The 14617-nt window shown below is 69.7% G+C and carries 14 protein-coding genes; 4 read left to right on the forward strand and 10 right to left on the reverse strand.

Going from position 1 to position 14617, the window contains the following annotated elements; translation table 11 throughout:
• Window positions 1-19 precede the first annotated feature (19 nt).
• Together ACT53O_RS00560 and truB are read right to left on the reverse strand one after the other, a co-directional pair.
• The gene (locus ACT53O_RS00560; protein WP_476150922.1) at window positions 20-388 is read right to left on the reverse strand and encodes a hypothetical protein; all 369 of its coding nucleotides are present in this window, start codon (window positions 386-388) and stop codon (window positions 20-22) included.
• The gene (truB, locus tag ACT53O_RS00565; RefSeq protein ID WP_294946653.1) at window positions 385-1299 is read right to left on the reverse strand and encodes a tRNA pseudouridine(55) synthase TruB; all 915 of its coding nucleotides are present in this window, start codon (window positions 1297-1299) and stop codon (window positions 385-387) included. Before truB ends, ACT53O_RS00560 begins: the two co-directional genes overlap by 4 nt.
• A 101-nt stretch (window positions 1300-1400) precedes the next feature.
• Between truB and ACT53O_RS00570 the strand changes: the two genes are divergently transcribed.
• Window positions 1401-2267, forward strand: coding sequence for an HhH-GPD family protein (locus ACT53O_RS00570; protein WP_036319794.1), 867 nt, complete (start codon window positions 1401-1403; stop codon window positions 2265-2267).
• Between the two features lie 17 nt (window positions 2268-2284).
• On the opposite strand, the gene rbfA is transcribed toward ACT53O_RS00570, so the two are convergent.
• The 4 genes from rbfA to nusA all read right to left on the reverse strand — a co-directional run bounded on the left by rbfA (window position 2285) and on the right by nusA (window position 7017).
• On the reverse strand, window positions 2285-2719 hold the full coding sequence (gene rbfA, locus ACT53O_RS00575; protein WP_039414614.1) for a 30S ribosome-binding factor RbfA: 435 nt from the start codon (window positions 2717-2719) through the stop codon (window positions 2285-2287).
• Between the two features lie 162 nt (window positions 2720-2881).
• Window positions 2882-5617, reverse strand: a complete 2736-nt coding sequence (infB, locus tag ACT53O_RS00580) for a translation initiation factor IF-2 (RefSeq protein WP_347418506.1) — start codon at window positions 5615-5617, stop codon at window positions 2882-2884.
• Window positions 5618-5709: 92 nt separating this feature from the next.
• A complete protein-coding gene (locus ACT53O_RS00585; protein WP_239639974.1) occupies window positions 5710-5898 on the reverse strand; it encodes a YlxR family protein in 189 nt (62 codons plus the stop codon).
• A 132-nt stretch (window positions 5899-6030) separates the two neighbouring features.
• Window positions 6031-7017 carry a transcription termination factor NusA gene (gene nusA, locus ACT53O_RS00590; RefSeq protein ID WP_036315010.1) on the reverse strand — a complete coding sequence of 329 codons (987 nt, stop codon included), beginning with the start codon at window positions 7015-7017 and terminating at the stop codon, window positions 6031-6033.
• A gap of 106 nt (window positions 7018-7123) precedes the next feature.
• On the opposite strand from nusA, the gene ACT53O_RS00595 reads away from it, so the two are divergent.
• The 3 genes from ACT53O_RS00595 to ACT53O_RS00605 all read left to right on the forward strand — a co-directional run bounded on the left by ACT53O_RS00595 (window position 7124) and on the right by ACT53O_RS00605 (window position 9103).
• The gene (locus tag ACT53O_RS00595) at window positions 7124-7750 is read left to right on the forward strand and encodes an acetate uptake transporter family protein (protein WP_135948376.1); all 627 of its coding nucleotides are present in this window, start codon (window positions 7124-7126) and stop codon (window positions 7748-7750) included.
• Window positions 7747-8538, forward strand: coding sequence for a DUF1206 domain-containing protein (locus ACT53O_RS00600; protein WP_476150927.1), 792 nt, complete (start codon window positions 7747-7749; stop codon window positions 8536-8538). The genes ACT53O_RS00595 and ACT53O_RS00600 overlap by 4 nt, the downstream gene beginning before the upstream one ends.
• A 64-nt stretch (window positions 8539-8602) precedes the next feature.
• Complete coding sequence (locus ACT53O_RS00605; protein ID WP_294978916.1) at window positions 8603-9103, forward strand: pyridoxamine 5'-phosphate oxidase family protein; 501 nt, start codon at window positions 8603-8605, stop codon at window positions 9101-9103.
• Between the two features lie 32 nt (window positions 9104-9135).
• Here ACT53O_RS00605 and ACT53O_RS00610 read toward each other — a convergent pair whose 3' ends face one another.
• The 4 genes from ACT53O_RS00610 to ACT53O_RS00625 form a co-directional block, all read right to left on the reverse strand.
• Entirely contained in the window at window positions 9136-10191 is a 1056-nt protein-coding gene (locus ACT53O_RS00610) for an LOG family protein (RefSeq protein WP_347418504.1), read from the reverse strand.
• 57 nt (window positions 10192-10248) lie between these two features.
• Entirely contained in the window at window positions 10249-11805 is a 1557-nt protein-coding gene (locus ACT53O_RS00615; RefSeq protein WP_476150929.1) for a cellulase family glycosylhydrolase, read from the reverse strand.
• A gap of 189 nt (window positions 11806-11994) precedes the next feature.
• On the reverse strand, window positions 11995-13752 hold the full coding sequence (locus ACT53O_RS00620) for a proline--tRNA ligase (protein ID WP_135948380.1): 1758 nt from the start codon (window positions 13750-13752) through the stop codon (window positions 11995-11997).
• Between the two features lie 31 nt (window positions 13753-13783).
• The gene (locus tag ACT53O_RS00625; RefSeq protein ID WP_378794586.1) at window positions 13784-14593 is read right to left on the reverse strand and encodes a hypothetical protein; all 810 of its coding nucleotides are present in this window, start codon (window positions 14591-14593) and stop codon (window positions 13784-13786) included.
• Window positions 14594-14617 lie beyond the last annotated feature (24 nt).

Below are 14617 nucleotides of genomic sequence, written 5' to 3' on the forward strand. Positions count from 1 at the left end.
CCCTCGCCGGGCCGCGGCCTCACATACCCGCGGTCGTCCAGATGACCTGCATGCGCCACACCATGACGGCGACCGACAGCGCGGCGATGCCCATGATGACCGTGCTCCAGCGGCTGCGTTCGACGAGCGCCCAGACGACGGATGCCGGCGGTATGAGCACCGCCGAGACGAGGTAGACCCAGAACTCGAGTGCGCTGCCGGCCGGCGGGTTGCCGACGAGCGGGGCGACGATCGCGACGACCACCTGTGCGAGCAGGAGCAGCAGGATCAGGGCCATCGCACCGACCGTGAGATCGCTCGGCCGACGCCCCGCGAGTCCGAGGATGATCGCGAGCAGTCCGGCGGCGACGGCGACGGCCACCTGGGCGATGGCGAACCACTCGATCATGCGTCCTCCGCCATGTTCATCGCACTCTTGATGTCGGCGCCGCGCCGCTCCACGATGCCGACGAGCCGACCATCGGGGTCGATCGCCGCCGGCGTCGGCGTCATCGCCCCCTCCAGGCGCGGTGCGGCGCCGACGAGACGCTTGCCGTGGCGGAGGTCACGCGCCTCGGCCGCGGTGACGGGCAGGGCGCCGAGCACGGATGCCGCGACCTGCGCGGGCGGCAGCAGCGGCGCGTCCGCCGCGATTTCGGAGACGGCGTCGCCCACGTCGAACGCGCCGATGCGCGTCCGCCGCAGCGCCGTGAGGTGGCCACCCACCCCGAGGGCGGCGCCGAGATCACGGGCCAAGGCGCGGATGTATGTGCCACTGGAGCAGTCCACGACGACATCCAGTTCGATGAGGCCCTCGGCGGTGTCGCGGCGGCGGACGACATCGAACCGATCGATCGTCACCCGGCGGGCTGCCAGCTCGACGCTCTCCCCCGCCCGGGCGAGGTCGTAGGCGCGTCTGCCGGCGACCTTGATCGCCGACACGGTGCTCGGAATCTGATCGATCTCACCCGTGAGAGCCGCGACTGCCATGGCGATGCGCTCGTCGGTCACGGAGGCGAGAGTCTCGGCATCCGCCCGACGCGTCTCCACGCCGTCCGCGTCGTCGGAGTCGGTCGCCACGCCGAGCACCACCGTGGCCTCGTAGGTCTTGCCGAGCCCGACGATGAAGGTGAGCAGCCGGGTGGCCGGTCCGACTCCGAGGATGAGCAGCCCGGTGGCCATCGGGTCGAGCGTGCCGGCGTGTCCGATCTTGCGGGTGCCCAGGGCGCGGCGAGCCCGTGCGACCACATCGTGACTGGTGATCCCCTGCGGCTTGTCCACGAGGAGGACGCCGTTGGGGACGAGCGGAGAGGCGGGCATTGCTCCAGCCTAGGCGCGGTGCCACCTCCGGCCGCACCCGCTCGGGGCCGCAGGCGATCGGGGCCGCAGGCGAACGCGGCGTGCCGACGTAGGCTGGTGCGATGCCCGACCTCGCGACGCCGCTCATCGCCTGGTACCGCGACAACGCGCGCGATCTGCCGTGGCGCGCGGAGGGGTTCGGCGCCTGGGGCGTGCTCGTCAGCGAGTTCATGCTGCAGCAGACGCCCGTGACGCGCGTGATCCCCTTGCTGGACGCCTGGCTGGCGCGGTGGCCGACACCGACCGCCCTGGCCGACGATGCCCCGGCGTCGGCGGTCGCGCAGTGGGCGAACCTCGGCTACCCGCGGCGCGCCCTGTGGCTGCACCGCGCCGCGGTGGAGATCCGCGACCGACACGACGGCGTCGTGCCGCGCGACGTCGAGGCGCTCCTCGCGCTGACGGGTATCGGAGACTACACAGCGCGGGCGGTCGCCGTGTTCGCCTATGGCGACCGTCACCCGGTCGTCGATACGAATACCCGCCGCGTCATCGCGCGTGCCGTCGACGGACGTTCTCAGCCCGGGCCGCCGGCTCGCGGTGATCTGGCCGCGATGGCGGGGCTGCTTCCGCGCGGCGATCAGGATGCCGCGGTCGTGAATGCCGCCATGATGGAGCTCGGCGCCATCGTGTGCACTGCCCGTTCCGCGCGATGCGACGTGTGCCCGATCTCCTCGCTGTGCGCCTGGCGTGCGGCTGGCTACCCCGACACCGGTGACCTGCGCCGCAAGCAGGCTGCATACGAGGGCAGCGATCGTCAGGCGCGCGGAGCGGTGCTGCACGCGCTGCGCGCCGCACCCGCACATGCTCTCCCCGCCGACGACGTCGCCGCCGACTGGCCGGTCGCGGCGCAGCGCGATCGCGCGATCGACTCGCTCATCGTCGACGGACTCGTCGAAGCCGTCGACGGCTTCCTGCGCCTGCCGCGGTGACGCGAAAGCGACCGTGCTCAGTCCTCGTCGTCGTCCTCGCGCGGCTTGACGTACGGGTCGGCGTCGCCCGCATATGCGGCTCCGGCCGCAAGACCGGCCACGGCCGCATCGCGCTCCTGCGCTTCGCGCAGCAGCTCGGCGATGTGCCCTGCGTTCTCGGGAAGCGCGTCGGGGATGAACTCCAGCGACGGCGTGAGACGGATGCCGAGGCGCTTGCCCACCTCGCTGCGCAGCATTCCGGTCGCGGCCTTCAGGGCCGCAGCGGAGTCCTCGCGCGCCTGATCGTCGCCGTACACCGTGTAGAACACCGACGCGTGCTGCAGGTCACCCGTGACGCGCACGTCGGTGATCGTCACGAAGCCGAGGCGCGGGTCGCGCAGCCCCTTCTCGAGGCGCTCGGCGATGAGCACGCGGATGCGGTCGGCGAGTCTCGCCTGCCGTTCGTTCGACATCTTCTCTTCCCTCTCAAGGCCCCAGTGGATGACTGCATCGAGGTCAGGATATGGCGGAGGCGGAGGAGGTCGTGACGCGGTGGCAATTGGGGTAGGGGCCCCACTCTTGCCTCCGCGGCACGACCTCCGGAGCCGTAGCCGTATCCGGAACCGACGGGAGGATCAGCCGCGCGGCTTCTCCACCATCTCGGTCGTCTCGATCTCGTCGCCCACCTGGATGTCGTTGTACTTGCCCAGGCCGATACCGGCCTCGAAGTCGGTACGAACCTCGGTGACGTCGTCCTTGAAGCGACGCAGCGACTCGATCTGAAGGCCGTCGGCGAGCACGACACCATCGCGGATGACGCGCGCCTTGGCGTTGCGCGTGATCGTTCCCGACCGCACGATGACACCGGCGATGTTGCCGAACTTCGAGGAGCGGAACACCTCGCGGATCTCGGCGACACCCGACTGCACCTCTTCGAACTCCGGCTTGAGCAGGCCCTTGAGCGACTGCTCGACGTCGTCGATCGCGTTGTAGATGACCGAGTAGAACCGAACGTCCACACCCTCGCGGGCGGCGCGCTCGCGCGCCTTCGTGTCGGGACGGACGTTGAAGCCGATCACGATCGCGTTGTCGATCGTGGCGAGGTTGATGTCCGATTCCGTGATCGCACCGACGCCGCGGTGGATGATGCGCAGCTGGACGCTGTCGTCGACCTCGATCTTCAGCAGCGACTCCTCCAGCGCCTCGACGGCACCGGACACGTCACCCTTGATGATGAGGTTGAGCGACTCGACCTTGCCCTCTTCGAGAGCACGGGTGAAGTCCTCGAGCGAGATGCGCTTGCGCGCCTTGGCGAGCTGGGCGTTGCGCTCGGCGGCCTCGCGCTTCTCGGCGATCTGACGCGCGGTGCGGTCCTCCTCGGTGACGATGAAGACGTCGCCGGCGCGCGGAACCGAGTTGAGGCCCTGAACCTGGACGGGCCGTGAGGGGTAGGCCTCTTCGACCGCATCGCCGTTCTCGTCGATCATGGCGCGGACGCGGCCATAGGCCGTGCCGGCGACGATCGCATCGCCCACGCGGAGCGTTCCGGACTGGATGAGCACGGTCGCCACCGAGCCGCGGCCCTTGTCGAGCTTCGCTTCGATCGCGACACCGCGAGCCGCCTTGTTCGGGTTCGCCGTGAGATCGAGTCCCGCGTCGGCCGTCAGCAGAACGGCATCCAGGAGCTCCTGGATGTTCGTGCCCTGGCGCGCAGACACGTCGACGAACATGACGTCGCCGCCGTACTCCTCTGCGACCAGACCGTACTCGGTGAGCTGCTGGCGCACCTTGGCGGGGTTCGCGTCGGGCTTGTCGACCTTGTTGACCGCGACCACGATCGGCACGTTCGCCGCCTGAGCGTGGTTGAGGGCCTCCACCGTCTGCGGCATGATGCCGTCGTCGGCGGCGACCACGAGGATCGCGATGTCGGTGACCTGCGCACCACGGGCACGCATGGCGGTGAACGCCTCGTGTCCCGGGGTGTCGATGAAGGTGATCGCGCGCTCGATGCCTTCATGCTCGGTCCACACCTGGTAGGCACCGATGTGCTGGGTGATGCCACCGGCTTCGCCCGCCACGACGTTGGTCTGACGGATCGCGTCGAGCAGTCGCGTCTTACCGTGGTCGACGTGGCCCATGACGGTCACCACCGGAGGACGGATCTCGAGGTCGTCCTCGCTCTCCGCCTCCAGTTCGGCCTCCAGGTCGAGACCGAAGCCCTCGAGGAGCTCCTTGTCCTCGTCCTCGGGCGAGACCATCTGGATCTTATAGCCGAGCTCAGCGCCCAAGACCTCGAAGGTGGCCTCATCGAGCGACTCGGTCGCCGTGGCCATCTCGCCCAGGTTGAAGAGGATCGTCACGAGCGTGCCGGGCTGCACGGTGTAGCCGCGCAGGGCCTCGAGCTTGTCGGCGAAGTCGGCGATGGATGCGCCGCGGCGGAGGCGAATGATCTCGCCGTTGCCCTTCTGGACGTTGACGCCGCCGACGACCGGCGCCGACCGCATCTCGAACTCCTGCCGCTTCGCCCGACGCGACTTGCGCTGCTTGCTCTTGCCGCCGCCCTTGCCGAAGGCACCTGCAGTGCCGCCGCCGGGGCCGCGACCACGGCCGCCGCCACCCGCGGGACGACCCGCGAACCCACCCGGAGCTCCGGGTCCGCCCGTACCGCCGGGGCGCTGGAAGCCTCCGGCGCCGCCGGGACGACCCGGACCGCCCGGACGCTGCTGGAACGGCGCGCCGGGACGGCCTCCGCCGCCGGGACGGCCGGCGCCACCGGGACGCGGCGCGCCGGGACGCGGGGCGCCGGGGCGCGGGGCCTGCGGACGCGGAATGTTGCCCGGGGTCGGGCGCTGGCCCATGCCCTGCGCCGACGCGAACGGGTTGTTGCCCGGACGCGGGCCAGCGGGACGCTGGCCCATGCCCTGCGCCGACGAGAAGGGGTTGTTGCCCGGGCGCGGGGCACCACCGGGGCGCGGAGCCTGCGGGGTCGCAGCACCGGGGCTCGCCGGAGCGGCCGGTGCCGCCGGAGCGGCCGACGCCGCAGGTGCGGACGGCGTCGCGGCCGCGGCCGGCGCGGCCGGTGCGGGCGCGGCCGGGGCCGCGGGCTTCGCCGGCCCGGGACGCGCTGCCGGGCGTGCGCCCGGAGTCGGGGCCTTGGGAGCGGCATTCGCCGCCGGGGTGGCGGCGGAGTCGGCCGGCTTCTTGGCCGCGCCGTCGGCCTCGAGGGCCGCTCGCAGCTTGCGCGCCACGGGGGGCGCAATGGTCGATGAGGGGCTCTTGACGTATTCGCCGAGCTCCTTCAGCTTCGCGAGGGCGACTTTACTGTCGACGCCGATCTCCGAAGCGATCTCGTGCACGCGTGGGTTTGCCACAATTCTCCTGTCTGAGGTCTCCCCCGGACAGGGCAGACCGTTACTTGCGGACGGGTCTCATTTCGAGCCGTTCACTTTGTGTCCATAGCCGTTCAGCCGTTTCGCTGGTGGGTGTTCTGAAAGGTCTGCGTGTCGAGTGGTCCCGACACACGCAGTGCTCGTCCGAAGGCGCGGCGCCGGATCGCGGCATCCACACACGCATCCGTGTCATGCACCCACGCGCCCCGCCCGGGAAGGACGGCCTTCTCGTCGGCGACGAGGACGCCGTCTCGCTCCACCACTCGCAGGAGGGAGGACCGGGAGACGCGCGCGCGGCATCCCACGCACGTTCGAACGGGATCCATCTTACCCCCACTCGCCGCACGGAGATGGCGTCGCGGGACGAACGCGACCAGCGGGGCCGGATCGCTCCGTCACGACTCGAGGATCGAGTCGGGCTGAATGTCGATCTTGGCACCGGTGAGCTTCGCGGCCAGGCGGGCGTTCTGCCCCTCCTTGCCGATGGCGAGCGACAGCTGATAATCCGGAACCAGCGCGCGCACCGCTTTGGTCCCCGCGTCGAGCACGAAACTGGATGTCACTTTGGCGGGCGACAGGGCGTTGGCGACGAACTTCGCGAGCTCCGGGTCGTAGTCGACGATGTCGATCTTCTCTCCGCCCAGTTCTTCCGTCACGGCGCGCACGCGTCGTCCGAGTTCGCCGATGCAGGCCCCCTTGGCGTTGATCGCCGGGTCCTTGGCCGTGACCGCGATCTTGGTGCGGTGACCGGCCTCGCGCGCCAGGGAGGTGATCTCCACGAGTCCCGACGCGATCTCCGGCACTTCGAGGGCGAAGAGCTTGCGGACGAGGCCGGGGTGGGTACGCGAGACGGTGATCTGCGGCCCCTTCGTGCCCTTCGACACCGAGGTGACGTAGACGCGCAGACGGGAGCCGTGAGCGTACTGCTCGCCGGCCACCTGCTCCTCGGGCGGGAGGATGGCCTCGACGGTGCCGAGGTCGACGTGGACCATGCGCGGGTTCGGTCCCTGCTGGATGACACCGGCGACGATGTCGCCCTCCTTGCCGCGGAACTCACCGAGGATGGCGTCATCGGCGATGTCGCGCAGTCGCTGGCCGATGACCTGCTTGGCGGCGTAGGCGGCGATGCGACCGAAGTCCTCGGGAGTCGACTCCTCCTCGCCGATGATCGCGCCGTCCTCGTCACGTAGCGGAACGTAGACGGCGACGTGGCCGGTCTTGCGGTCGAGGAGCGCCCGTGCACCCTCGGGAAGCTCCCCGTCGGGAGAGGTGTGCTTGGCGTAGGCGGTGAGAATCGCCTGCTCGATGATCCCGACCAGTTCGTCGAACGGGATCTCCTTCTCACGCTCGACCGTCCGCAGCAGTCCCAGATCGATGTCCACAGGTGCCTCCCTATTCAGCTCTCGACGCGAGGTCACCCTCGGTCACCTGCCCGATTTTACCCGATGGCCTTCGCTGCTCGGCGGCGCCGGCGTGCATACTGGCGGGATGGATGCCGCAGTCCCCGCCCGCGCACACGTGGTCCCGGAGCCGCGGCGCGCCGACCCCGGTCTGATCGGCCTGCTGGGGTTCGTGATCGCGACCCTCACCGCTCAGCTGGCGCATCTGGGTGTGCAGAACGAGAGCGCGGTGTTCTGGGTGGGCGCGGTGTTCGGGGGTGTCGTCCAGGTGATCGCGGGAATGCTCTCCTACTTCGTCGGCGACGACTTCCATTTCATCGTCTACAACGCCTTCGGGTGGTACTGGATCTGCATGCCCGGATTCCTCCTCGGCGGGGAGCTCGGTTTCTTCGAGGTGTCGGGCCCGGCGCGCCCCCTGTTCTCGATGATGTTCGCGGTGCTGGCGCTCGGGTTCACCTTCGCCGGCGCCACTCACAATTCGGCACTGCCCCTGACACTGCTGCTCGTGGCGGGAGGCCTGGCACTGGAAGCGGTCGCCGCCTTTGCCGGCGCGGCGACGCTGGGCACCCTCGGAGCATGGCTGCTGATCGGCGCGTCGGCGCTGGCGTTCTACATGCTCGTGGACAAGTTCGCCTGGCGCACGATGGGTCGCCACATCGTCCCCCTCGGGCCGCCGTGGATCCGCCGGGGCGACGTGCCCGCCGAACACCCGTGAACGACGCCCGCCGCGCGGCTGCCGCGACGCGGCGCCATCCGCTGGTGCAGGCTCTCGCGCGAGCCGGCTTCGCCGCCAACGGCGTCGTGCACGCCTTGATCGGGGTGCTGGTCGTCGCCATCTCGGCCGGCGGTCGCGGCGAGGCCGACCAGGTCGGCGCGCTGCGGGCCGTGGCCGCGGTGCCCTGGGGCGCCGTGGTGGTGTGGGCGATCGCGGTCGGACTCTGGGGCCTCGCACTCTGGCATCTGGCCGCGGGCGCCACGTCTCGGGGCGACGGGCGCTGGGGGCGGCGGGCCTCGGAGTGGAGCCAGGGCGTCGTCTTCGCCGCCGTCGGCACCCTCGCCGCGTCGATCGCCCTCGGTGCGGCGCCCGATGCCGATGGGAGCGCGCGGGTGGCCAGTCGCGGCATCCTCGCGATGACGGGTGGGCCGTTCGTCCTGGCCGCCGTCGGAGTGGGCATCGCGGTGGCCGGTGTGGTCTTCGTCGTGATGGGCGTGCGGCGCTCGTTCGAAAAGCGCATGTCCATCCCGCGATCCGCCGCCGGCGCGGTGGCGCGCGCACTGGGAATCGCGGGCTTCATTGCCAAGGGAACGGCGCTGGGAATCCTGGGTGTTCTGCTCATCGTGGCCGCCGTGCACACGGATGCCGCCCGCGCGGGCGGGCTCGACAGCGCCGTCGACGGACTGCTCACGCTGCCAGCCGGGAGGGCGATCGCCACAGCCCTCGGGGTCGGGTTGATGGCCTACGGCGTCTTCTGCGGGTTCTGCGCGCGCTACGCGCGGCTCTGAACCCTTGGGGGCGTGCGCTGTCAAGGCCCTGGGGCAGCCGCCGGCCGAGCGGCAGGCTCGGACCATGACCGAAATCACTGGAACCGAAGCCCGCGATCGTGTGAAAGCTCTCGTCGAGGACATCGACATCACCATGCTCACGACCGTGGATGCCGCGGGACGGCTCGTCAGCCGGCCGATGAGCACGCGCGAGATGGACGAGAACGGCGACATCTGGTTCTTCACGTCCGACGAGACGAAGAAGGCGGAGGAGGTCGAGGCCGACCGCGACGTCAACCTGGCGTACTGCGACGCCAAGGGCATGCGCTACGTGTCGGTGGCCGGCCGAGCCGCCCTCGTGCACGACCGCGCACGCATGGAGCAATTGTGGTCGCCGTCACTGGACATCTGGTTCGAGGATGGACTCGACACGCCCGACATCGCACTGCTGAAAGTCACACCGGTCGAGACGGAGTTCTGGGAGCCCGCCCACGGCAGGCTCGTCATGGCGGCCGGCATGCTCAAGGCTCTGGTCACTCGCGACGCCCCCGACGACACGATGAACCACGGCAAGCTGATGTGCTGAGGCCCGCATCGGGCCGGCTCCCGTCGGCCTGATCAGGCGGGACGCGCTTCGGCAGGCACGCTCGGCAGGGCATTGACAGCGCGGATCAGGTGATGCAGATCACCGACGCGGCGCTGTGCGAACGTCATGACGAGGCGCGGTGCCGCGAGGTCGTCCTCGTCCTCGCGCTCTGCTTTCAGCGGGCCGCGGCGCTCGATCGCACCGTCGGCGAGCAGATCCGCGAACCTGTCGTTGAGTGCCGACACCTCGGCATCCGTCGGTTCGGAGCGCAGCCGCAGCACGAGGCGTCGCCCGACCCATCGCAACGAGACGTAATTGCGATAGAAGCCCGTGATCTCCTCGACGGCGGCATCGACCGAGTCCGTCATCACGACGCGATCGAGATCGTCGGCGGAGATCACGCCGTCGGGAATGAGCTGTTCATCGGCGAAGCGGCGGAGCCCCGCCCAGAAGGCGCCTCCCGGGCGATCGAGCAGCACGATCGGCGTGGGAACGGCTTTTCCCGTCTGCTGCAGCGTCAGCAGCTCAAACATCTCGTCGAGCGTGCCGAAGCCTCCCGGCAAGCAGACGAAGCCACTGGATTCCTTCACGAGCATGAGCTTGCGGGTGAAGAAGTACTTCATCGCGACGTTGCGCTCGTGCGCGGCGATAATCGCGTTCGGCTTCTCCTCGAACGGCAGGCGGATCGAGACGCCGAGGGAGTGCGTGGCTCCGGCGCCCTCGGCGGCGGCTTGCATGATTCCCGGTCCCGCTCCGGTGACCGTCATCCAGCCGCGGGCGGCGAGCGCCGCGGTCAGCTGCACCGTCAGCCGATACAGCTCGGAGTCGGGGGCGGTGCGGGCCGATCCGAACACGGTGACCTTGGGCACGCCCCGAAACGGAGCGAACAGGCGGAACGCGGCGCGCATCTCGGTGAGAGCGGCCGAGGTGATCTTGAGGTCGAGGCGATCGCTGTGGTCGAGGCCCATGCCGACCCCGGTCGCCAGGATGCGTGCGATGAGGTCGGCATCGGCGACGACGCCGGCCTCATCCAGGAGGTGTCGGATGCCGTCGGTCACGGCGGGGGGAAGAGTGGAGCTTTCTACCATGTCCCCACCCTCGCATCCTCGAGCAGCATCGGGTGAACGATCGCCGAACGCGGGTCGTTAGTTCGTCGTCACCGTCAAGCGCGGACTCGACGGCGCCGCGGTGGCGGCGACCTGCAGGCCGACTCTCACGGATTGACCTGCCGCCAGCGGACCGGCCCAGTCCTTTCCGGTGCAGGTGATCGTTCCCGAGGCGACCGCGCACGTCATGCCCCAGGCGTTGACGACCTGCGTCGCCCCCGGGCTCGACCAGGAGATCGTCCAGCCGCCCACCGCGCGGGAAGCGGTGACGGTGAACTCGGCCACGTAGCCGTCCTGCCAGGCGCTCTGCAGCATCCAGGTGGCGGAGACCGGGGCGAGACCCGGGGTCGGTGTCGGAGTCGCGGTCGGCTTCGGCGTCGGAGTCGGGGTGACGGTCGGAGTCGGCTTCGGTGTCGGCGTCGGCGTTGGCGTTGGGGAAGGAGCCGGCTGCGTTCCCAGCAGCGGCGCGAGCGCGGCGAGCTTTGCTGTCTGCGGCGTCTTCCAGTCGTCCGCGACGAGCCCGCCGGTATCGCCGCTGTTCGGGTTGAACGACCAGTAGCCGAAGCTCAGGCCGTTCGTCCCCAGGTAGGACACCAGAGCCCTCAACCATTGGGCGTCACTCGTCGTCTCGAGCTTCGTGCCGAACTCCCCGACGAAGATCGGCGCGGAGCCGGTGCGGGCCAGATATCCCCAGTTCGCGTCCCAGACTGACGGCAGGTTGGTGGGATAGTTCGACGCCGAGAACCAGGGCTGCCCGTACACCGACGCGGGATAATCATGCGGCGAGTACACGACCCGGTTCGGGGTCGCGAGGACCACGGGCTTGGCGCCGGCATCCTTCAGCCCGCCTCCCCACCAGGTCGTGCTGGCATCGTTCTGGCGTTCCACGCCTTCGACGATGATCAGCAGTCGCGGGTTGGCGGCGAGCAGGGCGTTGCCGGCGCGCGTCGCCGCCGCCTGCCAATCGCGGGAGGCGTCGCCGCAGCCCCAGCACGCGGGGCCGTGCGGCTCGTTGTGGAGGTCGGCGCCGACCACCGTCGGGTCATCGCGATAGCGGTTCGCGAGCATGACCCAGTCGTCGATCCAGCGCTTCTCGCTGTACGTGGAGGTGTACCAGAGCTCGGACTGGCCGGACGACTCGATGCGGTGACGATCGAGGATGACGCGGAGCCCGTGCGCGCGCGCTTTGGCGATGACCGCGTCCATCAGCTGCAACGGCGTCAGCGAGACCAGATCGGGATTGCGCGAGGCGTCGATCGACGATGTCGTGGATGCCGCGAGGCACTGATTCGAGTACGGCAGTCGCACCGTGTTGAAGCCCATCGCCGCAATCTGCGCGAGGCCCTCGTCGAGAGTGATCGACCACAGTCCGTGCGGCGCGCAGTTGGGAGTCTCCAGCCCGAACCAGTTCGCCGCCTTGATGGTGACGGTGGTTCCGTCCGCGGCGACGATGCGCGAGCCCGAGGTGTGCCACCAGCCGTCCGCCGCCGCCTGCGCCGACAGCGGGGCGACCGTGCTGACGGCCAGCAAAGCGCTGACGGCGAGCGCCGCCATGCTCACGAGGCGCTGGATGCCGAGACGACGACGATCGTTCATGCGCATTCCTTTCGATGCCGGCTGCGGGGACGCTCGGCGTCTCGCGACAGGTGGCATCGTCGACGATCTCGCCGCCACCAGAGTAGCGATACGGCTGCCGTCGCGTCGCCGGTCGTCTCGTCCTGGTTCCGCCACTCCCGTTCGAGCAGTACCGTGCGGAGAACGACGGCCGGGCCGACGCGCCCGCGCTCAGCGCGCGGCGAGGCGGGCGACGGCCTCGGCGGCCGAGACGAGCGTGCGTTCGCCGGAACGGCGGTCCCAGAGCTCCACCTCGCCGTCGGCGGCACCCCGCCCGACGATCACGATCTGCGGCACTCCCACGAGCTCGGCATCGCCGAACTTCACACCCGGGGAGACCTTGGGGCGGTCGTCGTAGAGCACGTCCAGCCCGGCCCCGTCCAGATCCGCCGACAGCTTCTCCGCGAGCTCGAAGGCCGCGGCATCGCGCCCCGTGGCGACGACCTGAACGTCGAAGGGCGCGACCGACGCGGGCCAGATGAGACCCTTGTCGTCGTTGTTGAGCTCGGCGATGATCGCGAGGATGCGGGTGACGCCGATGCCGTAGGAGCCCATCGTGACGGTCACGAGCTTGCCGTTCTCGTCGAGCACCTTCAGCCCCAGCGCGTCCGCATACTTGCGCCCCAGCTGGAAGACGTGGCCGATCTCCATGCCGCGCGCAAGCTCGACAGGTCCCGAACCATCGGGCGCCGGATCGCCCGGCCGCACCGTTGCGACCTCGACGTAGCCGTCGGCGGCGAAGTCGCGTCCGGCGACGAGCGAGTGCACGTGCTTCTGATCGACGTTCGCACCCGTGATCCAGCGCGTGCCGTCCACGACGCGGGGGTCGAGGACGTAGCGGATGCCGGTGGCCGACTCCTCGCCCAGGATCGCGCCCTGGGGAGACCACGGCCCGATGTACCCCTTGACCAGCAGCGGGTGCTTCTCGAAGTCCTCGGGCGTGGCGGGCTCGACCTCGGCGGGCGCGAACGCCACCTCGACGCGCTTCTCGTCGACGTCGCGATCGCCGGGGAGACCGACGACGACGAGCTCGCGGCTGCCGTCGAGGTGTGTGAGCGCGAGGACGACGTTCTTGAGGGTGTCGGCGGCGGTGTACTCGCCGTCGAGCACGGCGTTGGTGTGCGCCACGAGCGTCTCGATCGTGGGCGTGTTCGGGGAGTCGAAGATCACCGGCTCGCCGAACCCGTCGAACGCGATGGGCTCGGGAGCCAGGGTCTCGAACGCCTCCACGTTGGCCGCATAGCCGCCGGCCGAGCGCACGAACGTGTCCTCGCCGATCGCCGTCGGGTGCAGGAACTCCTCGCTGCGCGAGCCGCCCATCGCCCCGGCATCCGCCTGGACGATGACGTACTCCAGGCCCAGCCGCTGGAAGATGCGCTCGTAGGCGTCGCGCTGAGCCATGTAGCTGGTGTCGAGCCCGGCGTCGGTGTAGTCGAAGGAGTACGCGTCCTTCATCGTGAACTCGCGGCCGCGCAGGAGTCCCGCGCGCGGACGTGCCTCGTCGCGGTACTTGTCCTGAATCTGGTAGATCGTCAGGGGCAGATCCTTGTACGAGCCGTACAGGTCCTTGACCAGCAGCGTGAACGCCTCTTCGTGCGTCGGGGCGAGCAGGTAGTCGGCGCCCTTGCGGTCCTTCAGACGGAAGATGCCGTCGCCGTACTCCTCCCAGCGCCCGGTCGCCTCATAGGGGTCGCGCGGCATCAGTGCCGGGAAGTGCACTTCCTGTGCGCCGGCGGCCGCCATCTCCTCGCGGATGATGTTCTCGATCCGCGACTTGACCCGCAGCCCCAGCGGCAGCCACGCGAAGATTCCCGGTGCCTGGCGGCGGATGTAGCCGGCGCGCACGAGCAGGCGATGGCTCGTGACCTCGGCATCCGAAGGGTCTTCGCGAAGCGTGCGGAGGAAGAAGTTCGACAGACGGGTGACCACGAGCGTCAAGCCTAGTCCGCAGCCACTCGGCTCAGTGCAGGGCCGCCAAGACGGCCGCCGCCACCACGACGGGATCGGGCGCGTCGTGCACACGCACGATGTTCACGCCGTCCGTAGCGTGGACGTCGTGCACGCCGTCGGCATATGTGCTCGTCAAACCGAAGGCGTCGACAGCACCGTCGACGGCGACCGGCGTGCGAGTCTCCCACTCGAGAGGCGTCCTGGTCGCGACCCGATCCCAGTCCCAGGCACCGCCCGGGTAGATCATGATCATCATCGCCCTGGTCGGCGAAGCGCCCGGCACCCACCAGCGGCATTCCGTGCCTTGTCCCTGCGCCTGGGCTATGTTGACGTCCACATCGGGACGGGAATCTCCGGGATATCCCACCTCGAACGACGAAGAGCCGAGGAGATCCTCGAGGGGCAGGCGTTCAGCCAGGTTCGTGCAGTCCTGCGGTGGCCACCATCCAGCGGTCGCGACCGCGGCAGCGCTCGTGCCGGCCCGGTCGAGCGCGGATCGGAAGAACACGACCGCATCGGCGAGTCGACTCTTCACAGCGGCTTCGTCGAACCCGTCACTGCCCTGGTACACATCACCGCCGACGGTGATCAGGAGCCAGGTGCGGCTGTCCTGCACGGCCTGACGGCAGCCGCTGCCCAGAGACGGAAGCGATTCGCATCGCACCGATGTGTAGGAGTCAACGAACGACGACGCGACCGACGATGCGGGGAACGCCGAGGTGTTCAGCGTCGTCCCGTCGGCGAACCTCCAGTTGCAGGAGAGCCCGCCGACGGTGCGCACTCCGATGTTCGGTTGCGGCAATGTGTCGAAAGACGCCATCGAACCCCACAGACCCTCGAGATC

Source organism: Microbacterium sp. DMC48 (assembly GCF_056313825.1).